The sequence below is a fragment of the Deltaproteobacteria bacterium genome, from assembly GCA_026129095.1.
GTDB lineage: Bacteria > JAGRBM01 > JAGRBM01 > JAGRBM01 > JAHCIT01 > JAHCIT01.
This window is the reverse complement of record JAHCIT010000007.1, coordinates 118,983-141,362: the sequence shown is the minus strand read 5'-3', so window position 1 is coordinate 141,362 and position 22,380 is coordinate 118,983. Positions and strand designations below refer to the sequence as shown.

Genomic DNA, 22,380 nt, shown 5'->3' with positions numbered 1-22,380 from the left:
TATCACGGGAGACCGAGGGCTGCCAGTTTCCGGCTGGCAAGGATGGCATGGATCTCCCGGATTCGCCCGTTGGCGTCCATGTCGCACTGGAGGACTGACCGGGGCGGGTCACCCGGCCGGCCATTGCTGAAGTTGGTTATGACAGCTGGTAGCCCGTTCAGCCATTTCAGCGACACCCCCATCTGGCCGGTGTAGGTTTTCATCAGGTTCAGGTAAAACTTCACCACGCGGCTCACGCCCGTGACCGGAACCCGCGCCGCGTTGAACTCCCCGCCACCGTCGCTCAGCACCCGGATATCGGCGGCGAGGAGCTTTTCCATCCCCGCCGTGTCACGGTTCATCAGGCAGCTCATGAAGTTGCCCAGCGCCGACTGGACCTGTTGGGCGAGCTGCCGGTCCGGCACGACGCGCCTCTGGGAGTAGGGCTCCATCAGGGCACGGGCGCGGTGGTGGGTTGTTTTTACATCGGCTTCGGAGATTTCAAGCGCGAGGGCGGTTTCAGCGACGGAATAGTCGAATACATCACGTAGCAGGAGGACTGCCCGCTGCTTGGGCGAGAGAACTTCCAGCGCCAGCAGGAATGCGATGGTGATGCTTTCGGACATGAGGAACCGGTCCTCCGGCAGGGGGCCATCGGCCACCGGCTCCAGTTCGCCGGGCGGTGTCTCGATGAGCGAGGGGAGCCAGGGGCCGGTATAGGGCACTTCTTTCCGGCGGCGGAGCCGGTCAATGCCGATGTGGGTGGCAACCTTTACCAGCCATGGTTTCCACGGCCGGGTGGTGTCGTGCGGTGGTTTTTCGAGCGCCCTTAGAAAAGTCTCCTGCACGATGTCGTCGGCATCGGCCGCCGAACCGGTGAGCCGGTAAGAGAGCCCCCAGAGGAGTTTCCGGTGCTCCTCAAGGGTGGCTCCAGTTCCGGCATCCGGTGTGGTCACATTGGCACTTTATCATATCCGCCAAAACGGCCCGTCAGGCGGCTTGCTGTTCCATTTGGCGTCTGGCTTGGATCAGCTCCCGGGCTGCCTGCTGGCCGCTGGCGAGGGCCGCATCGGCCAGCTGGCCCTTTTTCCCGGCCCAGTCCCCCACCACGTAGAGGCCCTGAACGCCCGGCACCGCTAGTCCCGGGCGTCCGGAGATTCCAGCCGTTGCCGCCTCAGGAAGGGCCCAAGTGACAACGGGGCGAGGCAAGAACTGGCGGTGAATCAGTTCTTCCCGCCAGCCGGGCTGGATCAGGTCCATGAGGCCGTACAGTTCCACTTCGTCTTCTGAGGCGCGGGATTCGCCGTGCGGGTCGAGATATTTGGCGACGCTGACAGTAGCCATGCCTTCCGGGGCAAGCTTCGCTGTGGCGGAGTGAACTGAATAGTAGAGGGGCCTGTCCACGCCGAGAGCAAACCGGATATCGGGATTGGGCAGTTTCCGGAGCGCGAGATCAAGACAGGCTGCCCGCACGGGAATGAGATTGCTGGCCCAGCGTGAAAGTTCCGGGTGTTTGCCTCCATCCACCAGCGCGGATGCCGCGGACGGCGGCACAGCCAGAATAACCGCCTCGGCCGGAATCAGTGTGTCGTCGCGGAGCCGGACACCGGTGGTACGGCGGCGGTCCATGTTGTCCAGTTCGACGGAGGCTGCTTCAGCCGATACCCGGAAACGGCCTCCGGCCTTTTCGACAGTTTCCCTCAGGCTGTCGGCAAGGGGCTGCCATCCACCGTCCAGATACTGTACGTTCCCCTTCTCGCCGAGCTGGAATTGTGAAACAGCCGCACCGGCACTGAGATGGCCGGGTGCATTGGCGTAGGTCACGAGCCGGAACAGCATGTGTACCAGTTCTGCTGTAACCGGATTCACCGTGTGCCTCTTGACCCATTCGGCTGTGGTTTCCCCGGCGACTTTTTCGGGGTTTTCGGAGAGAAGGGCACGGAGCAGATTGCCGAACCGGAGCCGCTCGGCAAAGGGAATGATGCCGGTCGTAAGCAAAGACCATGGAGTTGCAGGGAGCTTCCATGTTTTCCCTTCCCGGATGGTAAGGCCGGTTGCGCTGGGTGCGGCCCCCTTATAGCTGACGCCAAGTTCCTTCAAGACCCGCGCAGCTTCTCCCGCTCCATAAAGTGCGTGCGGACCCACATTGAAGTAGAAGCCGCCTTTTTCATGGGTGGCCGCCCGGCCCCCCGGATGGGTGCCTTTCTCAACAAGCTCCACGGGCTGCCCGGCCCGGGCAAGTGTGGCCGCGGCTGCGAGTCCGGCAAGTCCCGCTCCGATTACAACTATCCGATTTTCTTCAGGTTTCACTGGTGCTGCCTCCCGTGCGGCTGGGATGCAGCCGCCTGCTTCTCCTCCATGACACGGGTGAGGCGGACAAAAGGTTACAGAATACGGGACTTATTCTGGCGAGCCGGGAAACAAGGGTCAGCTCGGCTGCGTCCGGGTCGGATAGAGCAGCCAGCCGGGATGCTCCTTGCGGAGTTTCCCGCTGGCAGCGCGAACGGCGGCGTCCGTATCGAACAGGCCGAACACGGTGGGTCCGCTGCCGCTCATGAGGGCGGCACGGGCACCAGCAGCAGTCAGGGCCGTTTTTATTTCGCCGATCTCGGGGAGCAGGGGGATGCTTGCCCGTTCGAGATCATTGCGGAGCCAGGCCGCCGGATCGGTGGACATGCCGCGTACCATATTGCCAATGCGTTTACGGTCCTTGCGGGCGAGGATCGCCGGGCGGGGTTCCGGCTGAAGCCCCAGCGACCGGTAGACATCAGCAGTGCCGAGGGGTTTTGCCGGATTTACCAGCAGCAGCGGGATCGCCGGCATCCCCTCGATCGGCGTGAGTTCGTCCCCGATCCCTTCCACAAGGGCGGGGCCGGGGTCCAGAAAAAAAGGAACATCCGCTCCGACGCTGAGTGCGGCTTCGTGAAGCTGGATATCCTGCAAGGGCCGGCCGGCCAGTTCATTGATGGCAGCCAGCACGCTTGCCGCGTCGCTGCTGCCGCCGCCGACGCCGCCGGCGACAGGTGCCCGCTTGCGTATGCTGATGCTGACGCCAAGGGTGACCGTGGGATTTCCGCGTGCCTTCTCGAACTCGCGGACCGCCTTGTGGACGAGATTTCGCTCGTCGGTGGGGACATCGGGGTGATCGCAGGTGATACGGACTCCGGGTGGACCTTCAAGGGAAACACTGATGTCGTCGCCGGTTTCGACCGGGACCATCACCATCACCAGTTCATGGTAGCCGTCCTCGGCGCGCTTGCCGGCCACCTCCAGGTAAAAATTGACCTTGCAGGGGGCGAACAGGGTGGTTGAGCCGCCGGGCATTGGTGGGTCGAGGCGATCTTTCACGCAAACTTGATGTGGTGCTGTGGCTCGAAGCCGAGGATTTCCTTCGCCTTGGTGGTGTCCAGCAGGCAGGAATACTTGATCCGGTCAATGTTGGTCCTTGGATCGAATTTCGAGAGGCCGAGTTGCTTGGCCAGCAGGCCGAGCGGCACAACCAGCGTCTGCGGGATTGGTACCGTGATCGCGCCGACGAGATGTGCGAAGTCCGATAGCGGCGCCGTTTCCTTGCCGGCGATGTTGAAAATGCCCTGCACGTTCTTGTGGATGGCGAGCTGGATGGCCCGGATGACATCCTTTACGTGAATCAGGTTGATCATCGGATTGAAACCCGTAACCCGCATGCAGACCGACGATTCAAGATAGGTATTCATGAAGGTATGCACGTTGCGGCCGATGGTGGCCGACGGGCGGAGGATGACGATTTTCATCCGCTTGTTGTCCATCTTGGTCCGGCAGAGCATGTCGGCATCTACCTGATCCTTGAGAAGCGGATCGACGTCCGGGTCAAAGTTGAGGTCGTCGGTCTCCTTGAGCCGGACCGAGTTGAAGGGCCGGATCTTGTATACGTTGGCTGAACTCTTGAAGATGAACTTCCGGATCGACGGAGTTTCCAGCGACTTGTCCAGCAGGTTCTTGGTCCCCTCGACGTTCAGCTCGTGGGCCTCACGGGTGGTGTCTTCTGGACGGTGCATGAAGGCAAGGTGGGCCACGGTATCTATCTTGGCCGCCTTGAAGGTTTCATCCAGGAAGAGGTTGGTGAGCTCACGGGGCTTCAGGATATTCACCTGCTTGTAGTGGAACTTCTGCGGGTTGAAATCGTCGAAGTAGTAGGGTCTTGGGTCACGCGAGACGCCGATGATGGTGTCGATTTTCTTGTCGTGCATGAGCCGTTCGGCGAGCTGGCGGCCGATTGTTGACGTGACGCCCGTAATCAGCACCCGGCGCCTGTCTGAGGCAGGGCGCTTCCTGCCCTGTTCACTGGTTTCTTCAGCGGTCGCCATGTGGCGGTCCCTCCAGGATCCACTGAGTATGCATCAGCGGAATATCCCCTTGCGTTCCTTGAGCCCTTCGTTCACCAGATCCTGCACGGCCTGCTGAACTTCTTCTGCCAGCCGCTTCACGATTTCCGGCCGGCTGGCGGCATCCGGGCCGTATTCACGATGGAACTCCAGCCGCTCGCCATACCGGATATGGTATTTCACCGGCAGCGGCAAGAGCCCGAGGGGCCCCAGTAACGGGAAAGTGGGCGTAAGCGGAATAAACGGCATGCCGAGCCGCTGAACCCATGACGCACGGATGGCCCCCAGTATTGGCGCCTGCTCCTCGGCGCCAACGACGGCGGCCGGTACAATTGGCGTCTGGTTCTGCAGGGCGAGTTCAACGAAGCCGACGTTGAAGGATTTCAGGCGGTACCGTTCACGAAAGAGTTTGCCTATCCCTTTTGTTCCTTCCGGGAATACCGTGACCAGCTCTTCGGATTTCAGGAGTTCCTCGAAATTGCGGCGGCTTCCCACCACTTGGCCGGCGCGTGCCATCCCCTGCCAGATGAACGGCAGGCTGGGCACGAAGTTGTCCACCATCGCCCGCATGGGGCGGGGGCGGTCCAGCTTCTCGATCAGGTCGCAGCCGATCATCACCCCGTCGATGGGCAAAAGTCCCGAATGGTTCGCCGCAACGATCGTGCGGCCTTCGGCAGGGATATTTCCGTGGCCCCGGCTCTCCACCCGGAAATAGTGGAGGTAGAAAAGCCGTGAAATCAGATAGGCGAGAAGGGCCGATTCCCGCTCGAAGCCGAACTGGTCATAGCCGAAACCCAGGTCGTTGAATGGCATCTGGCGGAGTTTTTCCACCCGGTCATCTCCGACGAGTTGCCGGGCCAGCCGCTCGATCGCTGCTCGCTGAAATGGGTTCATGGTCTTCCGGCCGGCAGGTGACGGCGGCCGGCCCCCTCGATTTGAGGAGTCTAGGCCTTTTCCGAACGGCGGCAAGAGGGCTGGTTAATCTTGACGCACGTGTCATTTTGCCGGTAGCGTCGCCGCCCGCAGGCAGGGGAACGCCTGAAACACGGTTTTACGGGGAGCATGGAACGATGGCGACTTACGCAATCACAGGCAGTTCAGGATATGTCGGCACACGGATGACCAGGTTGCTGCTCGATGCGCCCGGCAACCACCGGGTGATCGGTTTCGATGTTCGCCCGCCGCGGATACAGAGCGACCGGCTCGAATTCCACAATCTGGACATCCGGGATCCCAAGATCGGCGACGTGCTCAAGGGCCGGGACGTTGCGAGCCTCCTGCATTTCGCGTTTGTGCTGGATCCCCTTTATGACGAAAAGGAAATGACCGATATCGATCTGGGCGGCACACGAAATGTGCTCGATATTGTTCTGAAAACCGGCATCAAGCATCTGCTGGCAACTTCATCCACTACTGCCTACGGTGCGCTGGCCGACAATCCTGTACCCCTGCGGGAAGAAGACCCGACCCGCGCCGTGCGAGCATTCAACTACGCTTACGACAAGCGGCTCATGGATGAGATGCTCCGCGCCTTCCAGAAGGATCATCCGGAAGTGAAGGTTTGCACCATTCGGCCCTGCATCGTGCTCGGGCCGAATGTCTCGAACTACATCGCCACACAGCTTCTCAACAATCCGGTAATGACGTTGCTGGACGGGAAGAGTATCCCCTCCCAGTTTGTCCATGAGGACGACCTGGTGCGGCTGATTCACCTGTGTGTCGAAAAACAGGCGGCTGGCATCTTCAATGCCGTTGGAGAGGGAACGGTCGATTCATACGAACTGGCGCGTATCCAGAAAAAGCGGGCGGTGAAGATGCCCTATTTCATCGCCTACGCGATGGTCTGGGCAACCTGGAAGACCAAGGCGCTGCCGTTCTCCATGCCGCCGGGCATTCTCGACTTCTACCGCTACCCGTGGATCGCGTCAGGTGAGAAGGCCAGGCGTGAACTGGATTTCACCCCGAAGTTTTCGTCACGCCAGTGCTTCGAGATCATACTCGAACGCAAGGACGCAATCCTGAAGGCATTTAACGAACAGATGAAGCAACGCGGAAAGCGGTAGCCCTCAGGGCAAGCCTACTTCCAGCGTCGCCTTGGCTCCGCCCGGCGGGGCAATACTGATACGGTTGGTGCCCTTGCCGAGTCTCAGGTCCGAGACCGGGGTCGTCCGGACCGACCGGCCATTGATATCCACCTGTGCATAGGGAACCACGTTCACGCTGGCCGTTCCGGCAAGTCCGCCCGTCGCCTGACGGCTGACCTCAAGCCTGACCGTCAGTTCCTGGCCGCCGGGGAACTTGCCCCGGTAAACGTAGCTTCCTTCAGTGAGGTCAGCTCCGTTGGCGGGTGCGAGCTTCCCGTTGACCGTCAGTCCCCGGAGCTTGGCGCCGGTCCAGGCGACTCGTCCCCGGATCGGTTCCAGCGTTACCGACAGGTCAATCGACGCGCCATCAGCCGAGGCGGTTACCCGGCGCTCGTGCGTCTTGTAACCCGCCTTGGCTATTTCAATCCGGTAGGGGCGTCCCGGCTCTGCATCATTCCAGGTGAGTGGCGTTTTTCCGATGACAACATCGTCGGCCTGTACATCGGCCCCAATCGGCGTGCTCTGGATGGTAATCCGGCTGCTCGAAGGTACCATCTCGACGGTTATGCGCCGGAGTTGTGCGGCTTCCAGTTCAAAATCCACATCTTCGGTCCGGTAGCCGGCGAGCCTCAGTTCCAGCTTGTTCGGCGTGAAGAGCTCAATATCCGTCAACTCGGATGGGGTCGTGAGGCCGGTCGGCCGTCCGTTCAGGAAGATTTCCGCCCCCGGAGGAACCGTGGCGGCCAGTATCCGTCCCTTTTCCCTCTCCAGAGTGAACTTGGTTGTCTGACGGCCCCCGCCCTGAAGCTGGAGTACCGTTTCAAGCGGCTTGTGGTTCGATGCCTCGAACCGGAGCGGGTAGTCACGGCCTGGCTGGAGATCGTGGAGTTCCAGCGGAGTGCGGCCCTCGGCCCACTGTCCGCTGACGCTCATCCGGGCACCGGGAGGGTCGGTGATGATGGTCGCGATGGCGAGCGGCGGGCCCTGATGCCGCTTGTACAACTGTTTCCCGGCCCAGGCAGCGCCCGTGATGAGCAGGAATAGCAGCGTCATCACGATCGGTTGGTACAGCCGGTCAATGGCGCCAAGAGGTATGGGATTTTCCGCGCCGGAAAGTTCCCCGGCGGCAACGGCTGTCTTTTCCGCCATCCGGTTGTGTTCCTGGATGGCGATTTTTTCCTGGAAAAATTCCTTCATCCATGCCTTGAGCGGGGGGCCTTCGCCCGCTGCCTTGGAAATGCGCAGATCTTCGAAGACTTCCAGCATTGTTGCAGTGGCTGGATACCGTCCAGCCGGGTCAAAACTGAGCGCCTTGCGTAGCGGCGCGCGTACAGGTTCCGGAATCCGCTGCCAGCAATCTTCGCCGTTTACCGTGCAACTGATGTCGCCGGCGGCGATCTTTTCGAACATGGGCTTCAGGCCCAGCCGGGACGGGAACAGTTTTTCCAGAGTGAACAGTTCAAATCCGACGCAGGCGGCGCTGAACAGGTCTGTCCGGAAATCGAGTGCCTTGCCGGATATCTGCTCCGGCGACATGTAAGAATAGGAGCCCTTTAGTGTTCCGGCATCGGTCTTGTTGTCATAGAGGGACGCCTTGGCGAGGCCGAAATCAATGATCTTCAGTTCGCCTTCAAACGATACCAGCAGGTTCTTTGGTGAGATGTCCCGGTGCACGATCTTCAGCGGCTGGCCGTTGGTGTCGGTCTTGCGATGCGCATAGTCGAGCCCGCGGAGAAGCTGGCAGAGTATTTCCAGCACGGCGCTGGGAGGAATGGACCCGCCACGGGTACGGACCTCATCGAGCAGGTCGCTCAGGTTCTCGCCCTGGAGATATTCCATCGCGATGAAATACGAATCGTCCAGTTTCCCCAGATCGAAGATATGAATGATGTTCGAATGGCTCAGTTTCGACGCGAGGCGGGCCTCGTTAAGAAACATCCGTACAAAGCTCTGGTTCTGCGCATAGATGGGCAGAAGCTTCTTGATGACCAGTTCCTTCTCGAATCCGCCTTCCCGCTTCAGCCGGGCGAGATAGATCTCTCCCATTCCGCCGGAAGCGAGTTTCTTCAGTATCCGGTATGACGGGGCTGCCGATTCGGACGGCAGTGGTTCGAGCGGTTCGTCAGTCATGAAGTCAGGTTCGTGAGGAATTATCGGGAAAACAGATCCCTTACAGCCGGCAGTTCCGGTCCTTTACTTTGGGCATCTTCCCCGTTCTTGTCTGGTTTCTTTGTCTTGGCTGGCCTGGGTCCGGCGGGAGCGAGAGGCACTGGGCGGCTTGTGGGTGGATCTCCGGCGGCAGGGACCGCTACCTGACCCGATAGCCCTTCTCGGCCCTCCTGCTCTTCCGGAAGCGGTACGAAGCCGGCGGGGAGTTCACGGGCCCGGCCGCCCCGATAGAGCGGCGTCTGGAAACTCTTTTGGTACTGGGTCCAGCGTCCGTGGACTTCCGGATTGCCCGTGAGAGCTGTCGTCATCTGGTTCACCTTGGAATCCAGATTATCAACCATGTGGACGATCATGGCCTCCAGTGTTTGAGGCAGCTTGGGCGAACCGAACTCAAGCTGGCCGTGATGGGCAGCGACCAGATGCTGGCACTCCAGCTTGAGTGGTTCGGGAAATCCCGGAATCTCTCTGGTGATCTCCTCTATCTTCACGATCGCCATGGCGAGATGACCTACAAGGCGGCCCGCGTCGGTCATGTCGATTTTGGAGTCCCAGGAATATTCCCACACCTTGCCCATGTCATGGAATACGGCCCCCACGATGCAGAGATCCTGGCTGGCCTGGGGGTAATGCGGAGTTATCCGCTTGATGAGGTAAATGAGCGAGAGTGTGTGCTCCAGAAGCCCGCCGATCCAGGCGTGGTGATTCCCCATCGCTGCGGGTGCCTGCCGGAACCGGCGGGCGAACTCTTCGTCGTCGAGCAGGCGGTTGACCAGTTCCCTGAGATGCGCGTCCTGCATCTCGCTGATAATCCCGCGCAGCCGCCCCCACATCCAGTCCACGTCGCATCTGGTGGCGGGAAGAAACAGTGCCGGATCAACCTCGGAGACCGGTACGGCGTCCATATCCGAGATGGTGAGCTGGACATTGCCCTGGTAGACGCTCGCCCGTGCCGAGACTTTCACATAGTCACCCGCCTGAAAGCGCCTGGCGAGATCGTCGGCACGGTCCCAGACACGGCATTCAATCGTCCCGGTCCGGTCCTGGAGTTTCACGCGCAGGTAGGTGCTCCCTTTGCCCTTGTTGGTCTGTCCGGTGGAAAGTTCCGAGCACAGGTAAATCTCCGATATGGCATCGCCTTCGCGGATGTCGGAAACGAACTTGCGTGTGATTCGATCGGTCACAAAGCACCTGACGGAGCACCGGCGCCCCTGATCGGGCGTGCTGGCAATCCCCGGGAAAAAGCCCTCAACAGTCAGAAAGGCACTTTACCGCTCGTGCGCCATAGGTTCAACGGTAAAAGGCCCGAATTTGCCCGGTATCAGCTATGCTCGCCGGCAGATGATGGTGCTGCCGCCCCTGAACGATACGATTGCCGCCATTTCCACCGCCCCTGGAGTTGGGGCCATTGGCATTGTGCGCCTGAGCGGTCCCCGGTCCCATGCCCTTGTGGAAAAACTGACCGGACAGCCGCTGGCCGGTCCAAACCTGCTGGTTCGCCGCCTTCTGGCCGATCCGGCAACCCGTCGGCATCTGGACGAGGCAATGGTGGCTGTTTTCCGTGCCCCCGACAGTTTCAGCGGCGAGGACATGGCCGAAATCCACGCCCATGGGAACTGGACACTGCTCATGGATATTCTGGATACTTTCATCGCGCTGGGAGCGAGGAGGGCGGGGCCGGGAGAGTTCACCCTGCGAGCCTATCTCAACCGCAAGATCGATCTTGCCCGTGCCGAGGCGGTGGCAGACCTGATTCACGCACGTTCCGAGGAAGGCCGCCGCTCGGCTGTTGAGGCACTGGCGGGCCGGCTCACCCGGCGGTATGAAGAATGGAAAAGCCGGATACTGCGCTGGAAGGCGCTGACCGAGGTGGCGATCGACTTTACTGACGACGTGCGTGAAGGCGAGGCGCAGCCGGTCATGGCCGTTCAGGTGAAGGAACTGGCCGCAGAGGTTGCGGCTCTTGTGGCGACATGGGAGCGGGGCCGGGCAGTCACGGAGGGAATCCGCGTTGTGCTCGCGGGCAATCCCAACGCGGGCAAGTCCAGCCTGTTCAACCGGCTTCTGGGGGAGAACCGGGCGATTGTCCATGAAGAGCCTGGCACGACGCGCGACCGGATCGAGGAGTGGTGCCTGGTCGGCCGTATCCCGGCGAGACTTACCGATACGGCAGGTATCCGTGAAGGTACTGGCGGGGTGGAGGCCGAAGGGATCAGCCGTTCCCGGCAGGCGCTGGAGTCTGCCGATATCGTTCTTCATGTGGTCGATTCGGTAAAAGGGCTGTCAGGAGAGGACCAGGCGATTATTGCCGCGGTGGACCCCGCCCGCCGTATCGGTATCTGGAACAAGACCGACCTGCCGGGAACGCAGCCACTGCCGGATACCGGCCCGTGGATTCCCGTCAGTTGCGCGACTGGCGAGGGGCTCGAAAACCTAGTCCGTGCGGTCGAGGTCCGGTACGGCAGTGGCAACGAAGGTCCGGAGGGTATTGTCATCGCCCGGCGCCGCCAGCGGGATGCGCTCGCCGCCGTGGCGGAGGCTCTGGGCGAGGCGGCACGTCTCATGGAAGCGGGTGATCTGCCGGAAGTCGTATCGGTCGAGTTCCAGGCGGCGCTAGACCGGATTGGTGAGCTAACGGGCGAGACGACGCCGGACGACGTGCTGGGTGCGATCTTCAGCGAGTTCTGTATCGGGAAATAGGACTCAGGACAGTTCCGGCAGTCCACAGGATTTCAGCCATTCCAGGGCGAACGGGAACGGTCCGAAACCGCTGTCGATGTTGATGTGGCCACCGTTCGGAAAGACTTTCATGGGGCAATCGAAGATGCGGGCGATCTTCTCCTGCTCGGGAGGATCGATGTAGATATCGTCATCGCCGCAGACGAGCAGACGATGTTTCACCTTCGATTGCCACCGGGCGGTATCCATTGGGGGCGGGAAGAATGTCTCCACATCCTCGAACATCAGGTCAGGGGAGGGGGGTGCCACCTGAAGGGCGGAAAGAAACTCCCGGTCCGTCCGGGTTATGAGGTGATCGGCCACCCAGGTGCCAAGCGAGTGGGTGACCAGATGAACTGGCCCCTGGTGCGGTTCGATGATCTCCAGCAGTTCGCGCATCCAGACGTCCAGTTTGGGGTGATCGGGATCGGAAAGCTGCGGGAACTTGACCAGTGCGCCGCGCCTTGCCAGTTCGTCATGGACCCACCACTGCCAGTGGCCGGGGAGCGACGCCTGCCATCCATAGATGATGATGGTCAGGTGACGGCTCATTTGGCGGCTAGCCAGCGGGCCACATCCGGAGCATGGTAGGTGACGATGATGTCCGCACCGGCGCGTTTCATGGCGGTCAGGTTCTCAAGCACCACCGCCTTTTCATCGACCCAGCCAGCCTTGGCCGCCGCCTTCACCATCGAATACTCGCCGGAGACGTTGTAGGCGGCCACCGGCCGGTCTGAAATCTCCCGCACGCGCCGGATTACATCGAGGTAGGCAAGCGCGGGCTTCACCATGACGATATCGGCTCCCTCGGCGAGGTCGAGCGATGCCTCCAGCAGTGCCTCGCGGCCATTGCGCGGGTCCATCTGGTAGCTTCGCCGGTCGCCGAACCTGGGCGCTCCTTCGGCCGCCTCGCGGAACGGTCCGTAGTAGGCCGATGCGTATTTAACGGAATACATCATGACCGGGATGTGGCTGAACCCCGCCGCGTCGAGCCCAGTCCGTAAGCGGGCCACCGTACCGTCCATCATGCCGCTGGGGGCGATGACGTCAGCTCCGGCTTTTGCCTGCGAGACAGCGACCTTGACCAGTTCTTCCAGGGTCCGGTCGTTATCCACCACCGTGTCGGTGTCTTTGGAGAGCACGCCGCAGTGTCCGCTGGTGGTATATTCGCAGAAGCAGGCGTCGGCGACGAGAACGAGGTTTGTCCCTGCTTTCCTGAGCGTTTCGAGCGCCTGCTGGACGATCCCGTCGTGGATATGTGCGCCCGATCCGTGCTCATCCTTCGTTTCAGGGATTCCGAAGATCATCACCCCGGCGACGCCGGCCTTTTCCAGTTCCTTTGCATGTTCTGTGAGCACATCCGTGCTCATGCGGAACACGCCGGGCATGGAAGGGATTTCCTTGCGGACACCTTTGCCCGGTTCCACGAACACGCCCTGGATGAGATCGCCTGCGTTCAGTTCCGTCTCAGCCACGAGGTTCCGTAGCCGTGCCGTCCGGCGGAGCCGCCGGGGGCGCAAGGTGAGGCCGGGGTGCTTATTTAGGACATCCACCATTACGGAAGGACTTTATATGCAAAACAGGGGGAAGGCCAAAGGAGAGCTCACCCCAGCTTCCCGGCCAGCCGCTCGGCGGCGCGGGTGGCGAGCGTCATGATGGTGATCTGGGAGTTGACGCTGATAGCCGTGGGGACGGCGCCACCGTCAACGATATAGAGCCCCGGAACATCCCAGCTTTGGTGGTCGGGGTCGAGAACCGAATCCTTCCGGCGGGAGCCCAGCCGTGTCGTCCCGAGCGGGTGAAATCCAACGAGGGTATAGTCACGGGGCCTGATATCCGCCTTCCGGAGCCGTTCCACGTCGGCGTCCGAGCGGATAACGCCATGGTTTGGAAGCGAGGGATACACCTCTTTCGCCCCGGCAGCGCGAAGCACCTCAATGGTCCGGATCATGCCGGTCTTCAGCATCTTCAGCTCATAGTCACCGAGGTTGTAGTACCAGATATGCCGTCCGCCGGGGAGTTTCACCATCCGGCCGTTGCCCCGGTCGGTAACCAGGTAGCCAAAACCAGCCACCCGGTCGTAGGCTTCCATCACTTCCATCAGTTTCCGCCCGATGAAAGGGAATGTCATGGGGCCGATATCGAGCGGTGCCCCAGCGCCGTTCATCAGGATGCCGTCGCGCATCCAGTGGTCACAGGTGTAGCCGGATGGAATCGCGGCGTAGCCCCTGATCTCCTCATCGAACAGCCCTGAGCAGTTGGTTGAGGGGTGCACGGAAAGGTTCCGGCCCAACCAGCCGGAGCTGTTGCAGATGCCCTGCCGGTCGAGCAGCACAGGCGTCAGCATGGTTCCGCAGGCAAGTGCCGTCGCCCGCGCACGGACTTTCAGCATCTTGCCGGTTTCGAGGCACGTTGCTTCAATACCTACGGCACGGCCGTTTTCAATCCGCACCTTTTCGGCCTTAAGCCCGGTATAGAGCATGGAACCGCGCTTCAGTGCGGGCGGCAGGTAGGAGATGTTGGTCGATCGCCGCGCCTCGGTCGGACAGCCGAAGTCACAGACGCCCGACCCGTCGCAGCCGGGCGCATTGCGGCGGATGACCTTGTGGGACCAGCCGAGCTTTTCGCAGCCACGGGCTACAACGCGGGCTATGCCGCCCAGGTATTTCGGATCGCCCGGCTCCACCTGGAGTTCGCGCTCGACCTGCTCGAAATAGGGCCGCATGGTGTCTGGCTCGAAACCGGTGAGGCCGAACTCGTTCACCCACCGCTCCAGTATCCAGTCGGGAGTCCGGAAGCAGGTTCCGGTATTGATGGCGGTCGATCCACCGACCAGCCGCCCCATTGGGACGGCGATGAAGGTGTTACCAATGGTGCCGGTGGCTCCGCCGTTCCGGTGGTGGCGGCGGTGCATTTCGATAGAACGGCCGGTGAACTGGTCCCGGTCGCGCCACTCGCCTTCTTCTATAAAAACGACAGCAAGACCCCGCTCGGCCAGTTCCTTGCCGAAAACCGCGCCGCCAGCACCCGTGCCCACCACCACCACATCGCATTCGATCTCGCCGCTGCCGGCAGCATCGGCCCCCCGGATCACCTGCTGCCTCCACCGTTCAGGTGGCTCGGGTTTGCCGTGGAACTCATAGACACAGCCCATCGCGGTATAGACTTCCGGGTCGTCGAAGTGGGTGGTCTTGAACGGGGTGGTGAGGCCCATCGCGGCGAGCCGTAACGGTAAGGGCCCGCCCAGCCATCCGGCCAGGAACGCCTCACGTTCGTTCCGGGGCAGGTGCGAGAATCGTGCGCCGTGACCGGGTAGAGTGGCCAGTTCCAGCATGCGCAGGGAGCGCCCGAAAACAGCCGTGGCGCCGACGTGTGTGACGAACTTCTCGATTCTCTCGACGGTCCGTTCACCTGCGCCCTTGAAGACCCGTCCGTCGGGGAGCACTGCCTGGCCGACGGCCAGGGCGATCTGGCGTTCGGCAGGAGTCAGGCCAGCCGGCATGATGCTTATCTCGTCTCCGGCTGGTGGGCGCGGATCCAGTTGAGGACAAGTCGGTTCACTTCGACGGGATTTTCCTGATGAAGGAAGTGCCCGGTGCCTTTCACGCGCTCCACCTGAAGTCCGCCGGGAAAGTCTTCCGCACGCATAACGATGTCATAAAGGCGTGTATCCATGCAGCCGTCGGCCTCTCCGGTGAGGGCAAGCGTTGGTACATTGATCCGGGCTGTGGTGGCGGCTCGGGTATCGCGTGAAGCCTGCGAGAGCGGATCAAAGAAGGCGCGGTAATAATTGAGGGCGGCCTTCCTGACGCCCGGCTGGCCGAACGTCTTCTTGAGTTCCGCCATCTCTTCCGGCGGCCATTGCCATCCCGGGGACCAGTCGCGCCACAGCCTTTCGATAAAGGCCCAGTCGTTCCGCTCGACGATCACGTCTGCAAGAATGCGGAGCTGGAAGAAGATCATGTACCAGGAGTTCCGTATCTGGCCGGGCAGTTCCCGTAATCCGGTAGGCATGCGGCGGAGATGCGGTACGGCGAGTGTCGTGAGCGAATGGAACCGGTCAGGAGCGATGGTGCCGCTCGCATAGGTGACGATGGCACCCCAGTCATGTCCGACGAGATGGCATTTGGTCTCGCCAAGGCAGTCCATCCAGCCGAGCACATCCTCGGCCATGCGGATCACGTGGTAATCGTTGTCTCTGGGCTGGCAGGAAGGGGAGTAACCCCGCATGACAGGGGCAATGGCGCGGAAACCCGCTGCCGCCAGTGCAGGCATCTGGAGCCGCCAGGTGCGGTTATGATCGGGAAATCCGTGGAGCAGCAGCACGAGCGGTCCCGAACCTGTCTCCAGCGCCGGGAAATCCATGCCGCTGGCCTTCAGTGTAATCTTGCGGATATCGCCGGTGCCTTCCATGCCGGGGTTCCTATTACCATTCCGGCGGGAACGCGGAAAGGGGCGGCTTGTCCCTTTCCACCACTATCCGTTAGAAACGAGCAGCGGCTTAGGCTGGAAGGAAACAGTGCAATGGCGGGACTTACCTATAACGGACTGGCGCAATCATCGAACAGTGAACTGGAGGCAATTTTCCTGAAAGGCGTTCAGCCACAGCCTGAACAGTTTGCCGGCTATGAATTCCGGGGATTCAACACGCCCCTTTTTGCACGCCTTCTAGGCATCCAGAAGTTCATCAAGGGGATGTTTCGGAACCGGGAGGGGCAGGTCGAGGGGTACAACATCCCGGTAAGGCAGAACGGCCTTGAGGGTCCGTGGGAATACAAGACGACGGAGCCCAAGCGGTTCGGCTTCTATGATGTTTATCCCGTGCGGGAAAGTGAGCGCGACCGCAATTACCCGAACTCGACGCTGCTCAACTATGGCAGCAACAAGCGGAACGGCCTGTTCGACCCGTGGGTGCTGCGTGACTACATGATTCAGCCCGATCCGGCCAACCCCGATCTCTTCATCGGCAAGGCCTATATCCGCGTTGGCCCGATCTGTATCCCCTCGAACTTCTTTATCCTCGAACGTCTCAGTGTGACGGAGTGGAAGCCAGAGTAGTCCGTGCTGTTCCGGCAGAGGTTCCTGGATGGCATCGCCACAGGCCAGGTGACGCTCGCCTTCCGGCGCTGGGAAAAACCAGCGGTGACCCCGGGCAGGACGCAGCGTACTCCGGCTGGTGTGCTGGAGTTTCTCGCTGTGGATCTGATGGCGCTGGCGGCCATCACGGACCGCGAAGCGAAGCAGGCGGGATATAAAACACTGGATGAACTGCGGCAGGAACTGGCTGCAGGACGCGAAGGAAAAATCTATCGCATCCGGTTCCATCTGGCCGGCCCTGATCCGCGTATCGCCCTTCGAAAGCGTACGTCAATGACGGCCGCCGAACGGAAGGTCATTGACGGGAAACTGGCCCGTCTGGACGCAGCCAGCCGCCACGGCCCCTGGACTCGCCGTGTCCTTGATCTCATCCGGAGAAACCGGGGAGTGCGGGCTGTCGAACTGGCGGCGCGGATCGGAGGGGAAGCGGACAAGTTCAAGCTTGATGTGCGGAAGCTCAAGGAGTTGGGACTCACCAAAAGTCTTGGCACCGGCTATGGCCTTTCCCCGAGGGGCCGGGCTTATCTGAAACGGAAATAGTCCCTGCTTGCCCCGCAATCCTGCCTGCGGTCTAATGAGAAAATGGATTACCTTTATCCGTCGATGGACGTTCGTGGCCGGTTCGTTCAGCTCACAAGTTACGACAAGGGACCGCTGCCACAGCTTCCGGGCATCCTTGCCGACTGGTCGCGCAAGTGTGTGATTCTGAAACCGGGCAGAATCCACGAAGCGGCTGCCGTGGAAGGCGCGGGGATCGTGACGCGGATATTTGTAGGGTTCCCGGCATGGTGGCGGCCCGCGCTCTACCGTGAGATCGCCCTCAGAATATACTGGGATGGAGCGGAACAGCCTTCTGTCGAAGCCCCGATCGGAGATTTTTTCGGTATCCATCACTGCCGTTACCGGCAGTACAGTTCCCGTCTCTTTAGTATCGTGTCGGGGGGGATCGTCTGTAGCGCTCCGATGCCGTTCGGGAAAAGTTTTCGCATGACCCTCACGCAGGAGGGTTCACTCCCGGTTCCACTCTTCTTTTATGGGCTTGGTTATTACGAACTGTCTCCGGAAGCGGTTTCGCCGCTCCGGTTTTCCTGCCAGTGGCGGCGGGATCCGATCTGCCGCGAGGGTGAGCCGTTTCCCTTCCTCGAAGCCCGGGGCCGGGGATTTTATACTGGGATGCATCTTTCCACCCAGAATCGTGACTGGTGGCTGAGGCCGCCCATTCTGGGTGCCGTGCTGCCGAGAGGTTTCGGCCTCGGACATCTGGAAGGATGGGAGGAGATTTTCACCGACGGTTCTGATCAAAGCAGTCATACCGGCACGGGGCATGAGGAGTATTTCAATACCGGCTGGTATTTCGCGGATGGCCGGTTCACCTCGCCAGACTGGGGCTGCCTTGGACGGAGCTACCTTACCGGGCGGACCGCTTCATACCGCTACCACTGGCTTGATCCGATTCCGTTCAGGGAGAACATTCGCGCCGTCATTCACCACGGAGTCTACGACAACATCCCGGCCGACTACAGCTCATGTGCCTATTGGTATCAGGAAGGGCCACCGGGCACCAACTACCGGATGCCGCCAGCAAGTGAACGGCATGTGCTGCCGTCGCTGACTTCGCGCCGTCCTGGGTACCGTTAGGCTGCACTGGACGTGCCGGAGGCCGGGCGCACGTCATCCAGTCCTTGCGCGCCAAACTCCTTTGTCGGAACCGGAACGCTTGTCTGGAACTCCCTGAACCCGTAGGGAATCTGGTGGCCCCGGGCCCGGAAGTGCGGAATGACTTCCTTCCCAAACAGCTCCAGCGAACGCAGGATATCCCGGTGGGGGAGTGAACCCATCTGGACGAGAAACACCATCTGTGTGACTCCGGCTTTCTCGTATTTCTCGATCGCATCACCGATTTCGTCCGGCGTGCCGACGAGGAGCGTTCCTTCCGAGACGAGCCGGTCCATATCCATCGGTTTCCCGTCGCGGCCCACGCCGAAGTCGGCCTGTCCACGGTTCGCCATCTGGGTATAGTACTCGTAGCCGGGGATCTCCTTGCCATACCAGGGCGAAAAGAGCTGGAGCGCCTTGACGGCGAAATAGGCCGACGCGGGGATCCCCGCCATTCGGGCCTGCCGTCGGTCAGAATGGCAGTAGAGGGGTACTGAAGCGGCGAGGTTCGGGTTGATAAAGTCGCCGACCTGAAGTGTGGGGTTCTTGAGCGCCTCCCAGTAAACGCTGCTCTGCTCGCCAAGGGCTACCGCCGCATTGAAACCGAAACACAGAACTCCAAGGCCGCGTTCTCCGGCCTGTCTGAAAGTCATCGGCTGCGTCGCCGCGACCCACAGCGGCGGATGCGGAGACTGGATCGGCTTGGGGAGGACATGTCTCGGCGGCATGTCGAGGTATTTCCCCTTGAAGGAGAAAGGCTTGTCCGCGGTGGATTTCCACATTTTCGGGATGAGGGAAACGAATTCCTCCCACTGGGCCTTGGAGTCGGCTGGATTGATTTCAAATCCGCCCAGTTCTGCCTCGGTAATCGACCGGCCGGTGCCAAGATCGTACCGGCCATTGCTGAGAATATCGAGCACGGCAGCACGTTCGGCGACCTTTGCAGGGTGATTGAACCGGTGCGGAAGCTGGACGATACCGGAACCGATGCGGATCCGTTTCGTCCGCTGGGTCACCGCACCCAAGAACACCTCAGGCGCAGAGGAGTGGGAATACTCGGTAAGGAAGTGATGCTCGACTTCCCATGCGTAGTCGAAGCCTACGTCTTCGGCGAGACAGATCTGCTCCAGTGCCTCCCAGTAAACCCGGTAATCCTGTGCAGCGGAGTGGGGGAGCGGGGTGTTCATCTCGTAGATCAGGCCGAACTTCATGATGTCTCCGTTTCCGGCTTTTATCCCTTGCCAGAGGGGTTTCAGGTCCATCACACTAATCCGAGCTAGTGCTCAGATACTACTCGGATTTGGTGACTACGATGAAAATGCGGGCTCAGGCGCGAAAAACGGCTGCCATACGCCGGAGAAGTCCGATTCAGAAGCGGTCGCAGGCGACGGTCAACGCCATTCTGGAGGCAACTGCTCAGGTTCTGGTGGAACACGGATACGCCAAGGCATCAACCAACAAGATAGCCCGGCGGGCCGGAGTCAGTATCGGTACGGTTTACGAGTATTTCCCGGACAAGGATGCGATAGTGATGGCGCTTCTGGATGCCTTGGTAAGGGAAACGCTGGAACGGCTCCAGAAGGAAATGGCTTTGCTCCTTCCGGAATCGCTGCCGGTTGCCACCCGTCGCTGGCTCAGGATGGCGGTTGGAATGATGCGGGAACGGCGGGAACTGGTGAGAATCATCGTCGAGCAGGTTCCGCGATGGGACGAAGTGGCCCCGGTCCGTGATGTCGAACGGAAGATGATTGAATTCAGCCGGACGCTGGCCCGGGACACGGACCGTCATTTCGCAAGCCACCGGAACCTGGAGGCTGCCCTGTTTCTTGTCTCCGGGATGATTCGGGCTGCTGTCCTGCGTATTGTCCTGGAAAAACCGGATCACCTGACGGAAGACGAACTGATCGATGAACTGGCCGATATCGTCACCGGCTATTACGAATACACCCGGAGTGTGTAGTGCAAAAACTGCTTGCGGCCCATCGGGCTTTGACGCAAACTCCGGGCCGGGGTTCAGGGGGAGACAAGTTAACGGTCAGGGGGATCATCAGTGGCGGAACTTAGAGGTAAATGGGCGGTCGTAACGGGCGCATCGAGCGGTATTGGCCGTGACATGGCTCTTGTGCTTGCCGGGCGGGGCATGAATGTCGCGCTAGTCGCCCGCCGTGAGGACCGGCTCCGCGAACTGGCACACGAGATTGAAACAGGTCACAAAGTTTATGCGCGGGTAATCCCGCTGGACCTCGGCCGTCTGGAAGCCCCGGTGGCTCTTTGCAGCCGCCTCAAGGAAGAGGGTATCCAGCCGGAAGTTTTTATCAACAATGCCGGGTTTGGCATCAAGGGTGATTTTGTGGCGGTTCCCTGGGAGCGACAGGAACAGATGCTGAACCTGAATCTCGTCAACCTCACGCACCTGACGCGCCTCCTGCTGCCAGAGATGCTCCAGCGCGGATCGGGTTATATCCTTCAAGTGTCGAGTATCGGTGCCTACCAGCCGACGCCCACCTACGCCACCTACGCGGCAGCGAAAAGCTATGTGCTCAATTTTGGCGAGGCGGTGAACTGGGAGCTTAAGGGGAGTGGCGTCAGTGTCTCGGTGCTTTCTCCCGGTGGGACACTGACCGAATTCATGGATGTGGCGGGGCAGAAACCGGGGTTTATGGTGAGGCTTGTGAGCATGACCAGCCGCCGGGTGGCTGAAATAGGCATCAATGGCATGCTCCGGCGCCAGTCCAATATCCTGCCTGGCTGGCGTAACTGGCTGACTGCTTTTACAACGCGATTGGTTCCGCGATGGTTGCTTATGTTCATGGCCGACTGGATCATGTATGACCGCGATGCCCCATCGGCGCGGGCCGGGAAGCAGTGATGGCGCAGACAATTGGTGAGGGCGTGCAGTTCCGCCCGGATGGTCCGGGTAGGCCCAGTACCATTACTGCAGCCCGTGATGTGTTCGCATCAGCCGTGGAAGCAGTTGACCCTGCGCTTGCCGGGGCAATCCGGAGCGAGTCCGACTGGCGTGCCACCTATACCCGGTACGGCGTTCCCATGATGCTGGCAGGATTAAGGAGCCGGGAGGCAGCACTCACTATTGCCCGTAAGGGTGTTCAGGCAGCTCACAATAAGGTCCAGTTTGTTCGCGACGGCCGCGCCATGCCGGTTTCTGAAGTGGCTGCCCTGAGTGGTGCCTTTGAGACCGAAACCATTTGCGGAGAGGGAAAGCGGTTCTCCAGCCTGAGGGTGCCGTTCGGCGGCCGTATCCTGGAAGGCGCTGAACTGGAACAGGAAATCATTCGCTGGCGGGACCGGCATCTCGCGGAGCCAGCCTGTGTGGAAGCGCTACTCGCGCTGGCCCGCGATCCTGCACCACTGGATCTCTCCGGACGGACATTCGTGCTGCTTGGCGCCGGGGCGGAAGTCGGCCCGTTACGTCCTCTTCTCGAGTGGGGTGCGACGGTTCTGGCACTCGACCTGGACAGGCCTGAAGTGTCTGAACGTATAGCTGCAACGGCGAAGGCGACGTCTGGCCGTGTACTGCTGCCACGGAAGCCGGGCCGGGCACCGGGTGCGGACCTTCTTGCGGAGCTGCCGGAAATCATCGACTGGCTGGACAAACAGGGGAAGATCGACGTTATCGGTGCCTATGCCTACCTGGATGGCGAAAAACATGTGCGGGTAACGATAGCGATGGACCGGATCATTTCGGCACTGGCGGCCATTCATCCGGAAACAATGGTTGCCTACCTGATGACTCCGACGGAAGTATTTGCGGTGCCGGAAAAGACGGCAGTGATCTCTCGTAACTCATTTGATGGCCGGGGACTGCTCTCCCGGCCATTGCGTTCACTCTCGCGGGGTCGGCTGTTCGAAGCGAATATCCGGTCAGAAGCGGCGCTGGATGACTCGCCGCACGCCGTGGTCGATTGCGTGGAGGCCCGGCAGGGGCCCAACTACCTGCTGGCCAAACGGCTCCAGCGGTGGCGGGTTTTTCTGGCCCAGGCCGAGGGCCGCCGGGTATCCTGCAATGTCGCGCCTATGACACGGACCAGATCGGTGCTGTCGAACCGTATTTATGCAGCCGGCTACCGGGGAACGAAACCGCTCGGGATTGAGACTTTCGATGCGGACACGACCAACACCGTGATGGCGGCGCTTCTTGTGCAAGATCTGCATCGTCCCCTGGCGAATAGGGCGCACCCGGAAACCATCTTGCGGGACCGGGCGTTTCATGGCGGATTATGGACCTGTCCGTACCAGCTCCGTACGATCATTGAGGCGGGAGTTGCTGCGGGGCTGCTTCGGGCTGGGTGAAATGG

General features: G+C 60.9%; 20 protein-coding genes. 8 read left to right on the top strand and 12 right to left on the bottom strand.

Features of this window, described 5'->3' with window-relative positions; translation table 11 throughout:
- Nucleotides 1-2: 2 nt before the first annotated feature.
- The 5 genes from KIT79_11460 to KIT79_11440 form a co-directional block, all read right to left on the bottom strand.
- Nucleotides 3-935: a sigma-70 family RNA polymerase sigma factor gene (locus KIT79_11460; protein MCW5829918.1), complete on the bottom strand. Its 933-nt coding sequence runs from the start codon at nucleotides 933-935 to the stop codon at nucleotides 3-5.
- Nucleotides 936-969: 34 nt separating this feature from the next.
- Nucleotides 970-2,289: an NAD(P)/FAD-dependent oxidoreductase gene (locus tag KIT79_11455; GenBank protein ID MCW5829917.1), complete on the bottom strand. Its 1,320-nt coding sequence runs from the start codon at nucleotides 2,287-2,289 to the stop codon at nucleotides 970-972.
- A gap of 117 nt (nucleotides 2,290-2,406) precedes the next feature.
- The gene (locus KIT79_11450; GenBank protein ID MCW5829916.1) at nucleotides 2,407-3,327 is read right to left on the bottom strand and encodes a 4-(cytidine 5'-diphospho)-2-C-methyl-D-erythritol kinase; all 921 of its coding nucleotides are present in this window, start codon (nucleotides 3,325-3,327) and stop codon (nucleotides 2,407-2,409) included.
- Nucleotides 3,324-4,325, bottom strand: a complete 1,002-nt coding sequence (locus KIT79_11445; GenBank protein ID MCW5829915.1) for an NAD-dependent epimerase/dehydratase family protein — start codon at nucleotides 4,323-4,325, stop codon at nucleotides 3,324-3,326. Before KIT79_11445 ends, KIT79_11450 begins: the two co-directional genes overlap by 4 nt.
- A gap of 33 nt (nucleotides 4,326-4,358) precedes the next feature.
- Nucleotides 4,359-5,237, bottom strand: coding sequence for an acyltransferase family protein (locus tag KIT79_11440; protein ID MCW5829914.1), 879 nt, complete (start codon nucleotides 5,235-5,237; stop codon nucleotides 4,359-4,361).
- 176 nt (nucleotides 5,238-5,413) lie between these two features.
- Between KIT79_11440 and KIT79_11435 the strand changes: the two genes are divergently transcribed.
- Nucleotides 5,414-6,406 (top strand): NAD-dependent epimerase/dehydratase family protein, encoded by a 993-nt coding sequence (locus KIT79_11435; GenBank protein ID MCW5829913.1) that lies wholly within the window; start codon nucleotides 5,414-5,416, stop codon nucleotides 6,404-6,406.
- Between the two features lie 3 nt (nucleotides 6,407-6,409).
- Here the strand turns inward: KIT79_11435 and KIT79_11430 are convergent, their stop codons facing one another.
- Both KIT79_11430 and KIT79_11425 read right to left on the bottom strand, forming a co-directional pair.
- Nucleotides 6,410-8,557, bottom strand: coding sequence for a serine/threonine protein kinase (locus KIT79_11430; GenBank protein MCW5829912.1), 2,148 nt, complete (start codon nucleotides 8,555-8,557; stop codon nucleotides 6,410-6,412).
- 20 nt (nucleotides 8,558-8,577) lie between these two features.
- The gene (locus tag KIT79_11425; GenBank protein MCW5829911.1) at nucleotides 8,578-9,777 is read right to left on the bottom strand and encodes an HD domain-containing protein; all 1,200 of its coding nucleotides are present in this window, start codon (nucleotides 9,775-9,777) and stop codon (nucleotides 8,578-8,580) included.
- 127 nt (nucleotides 9,778-9,904) lie between these two features.
- Between KIT79_11425 and mnmE the strand changes: the two genes are divergently transcribed.
- Nucleotides 9,905-11,293, top strand: a complete 1,389-nt coding sequence (gene mnmE, locus KIT79_11420) for a tRNA uridine-5-carboxymethylaminomethyl(34) synthesis GTPase MnmE (protein MCW5829910.1) — start codon at nucleotides 9,905-9,907, stop codon at nucleotides 11,291-11,293.
- A gap of 3 nt (nucleotides 11,294-11,296) precedes the next feature.
- Here mnmE and KIT79_11415 read toward each other — a convergent pair whose 3' ends face one another.
- Genes KIT79_11415 through KIT79_11400 form a run of 4 tightly spaced genes read right to left on the bottom strand, consistent with a single transcriptional unit; the run spans nucleotide 11,297 to nucleotide 15,724 of the window.
- The gene (locus tag KIT79_11415; GenBank protein ID MCW5829909.1) at nucleotides 11,297-11,863 is read right to left on the bottom strand and encodes a serine hydrolase family protein; all 567 of its coding nucleotides are present in this window, start codon (nucleotides 11,861-11,863) and stop codon (nucleotides 11,297-11,299) included.
- Complete coding sequence (gene hemB / locus KIT79_11410; protein MCW5829908.1) at nucleotides 11,860-12,867, bottom strand: porphobilinogen synthase; 1,008 nt, start codon at nucleotides 12,865-12,867, stop codon at nucleotides 11,860-11,862. Before hemB ends, KIT79_11415 begins: the two co-directional genes overlap by 4 nt.
- A 47-nt stretch (nucleotides 12,868-12,914) precedes the next feature.
- Nucleotides 12,915-14,813 carry a GMC family oxidoreductase gene (locus KIT79_11405; protein ID MCW5829907.1) on the bottom strand — a complete coding sequence of 633 codons (1,899 nt, stop codon included), beginning with the start codon at nucleotides 14,811-14,813 and terminating at the stop codon, nucleotides 12,915-12,917.
- A 5-nt stretch (nucleotides 14,814-14,818) separates the two neighbouring features.
- Nucleotides 14,819-15,724 (bottom strand): alpha/beta hydrolase, encoded by a 906-nt coding sequence (locus KIT79_11400; protein ID MCW5829906.1) that lies wholly within the window; start codon nucleotides 15,722-15,724, stop codon nucleotides 14,819-14,821.
- Between the two features lie 111 nt (nucleotides 15,725-15,835).
- Here KIT79_11400 and KIT79_11395 point away from each other — a divergent pair, with 111 nt between their 5' ends.
- Genes KIT79_11395 through KIT79_11385 form a run of 3 tightly spaced genes read left to right on the top strand, consistent with a single transcriptional unit; the run spans nucleotide 15,836 to nucleotide 18,046 of the window.
- Nucleotides 15,836-16,369, top strand: a complete 534-nt coding sequence (locus tag KIT79_11395; GenBank protein ID MCW5829905.1) for a hypothetical protein — start codon at nucleotides 15,836-15,838, stop codon at nucleotides 16,367-16,369.
- 3 nt (nucleotides 16,370-16,372) lie between these two features.
- A complete protein-coding gene (locus KIT79_11390; GenBank protein ID MCW5829904.1) occupies nucleotides 16,373-16,948 on the top strand; it encodes a hypothetical protein in 576 nt (191 codons plus the stop codon).
- A gap of 42 nt (nucleotides 16,949-16,990) precedes the next feature.
- Nucleotides 16,991-18,046: a DUF2961 domain-containing protein gene (locus KIT79_11385; GenBank protein MCW5829903.1), complete on the top strand. Its 1,056-nt coding sequence runs from the start codon at nucleotides 16,991-16,993 to the stop codon at nucleotides 18,044-18,046.
- On the opposite strand, the gene KIT79_11380 is transcribed toward KIT79_11385, so the two are convergent.
- On the bottom strand, nucleotides 18,043-19,275 hold the full coding sequence (locus KIT79_11380; protein ID MCW5829902.1) for an LLM class flavin-dependent oxidoreductase: 1,233 nt from the start codon (nucleotides 19,273-19,275) through the stop codon (nucleotides 18,043-18,045). The two genes, KIT79_11385 and KIT79_11380, sit on opposite strands and share 4 nt — an antisense overlap.
- A gap of 101 nt (nucleotides 19,276-19,376) precedes the next feature.
- Between KIT79_11380 and KIT79_11375 the strand changes: the two genes are divergently transcribed.
- The 3 genes from KIT79_11375 to KIT79_11365 all read left to right on the top strand — a co-directional run bounded on the left by KIT79_11375 (nucleotide 19,377) and on the right by KIT79_11365 (nucleotide 22,375).
- On the top strand, nucleotides 19,377-20,024 hold the full coding sequence (locus KIT79_11375) for a TetR/AcrR family transcriptional regulator (GenBank protein ID MCW5829901.1): 648 nt from the start codon (nucleotides 19,377-19,379) through the stop codon (nucleotides 20,022-20,024).
- Nucleotides 20,025-20,177: 153 nt separating this feature from the next.
- The gene (locus KIT79_11370) at nucleotides 20,178-20,933 is read left to right on the top strand and encodes an SDR family oxidoreductase (protein MCW5829900.1); all 756 of its coding nucleotides are present in this window, start codon (nucleotides 20,178-20,180) and stop codon (nucleotides 20,931-20,933) included.
- Nucleotides 20,933-22,375, top strand: coding sequence for a hypothetical protein (locus KIT79_11365; protein MCW5829899.1), 1,443 nt, complete (start codon nucleotides 20,933-20,935; stop codon nucleotides 22,373-22,375). The genes KIT79_11370 and KIT79_11365 overlap by 1 nt, the downstream gene beginning before the upstream one ends.
- Nucleotides 22,376-22,380 lie beyond the last annotated feature (5 nt).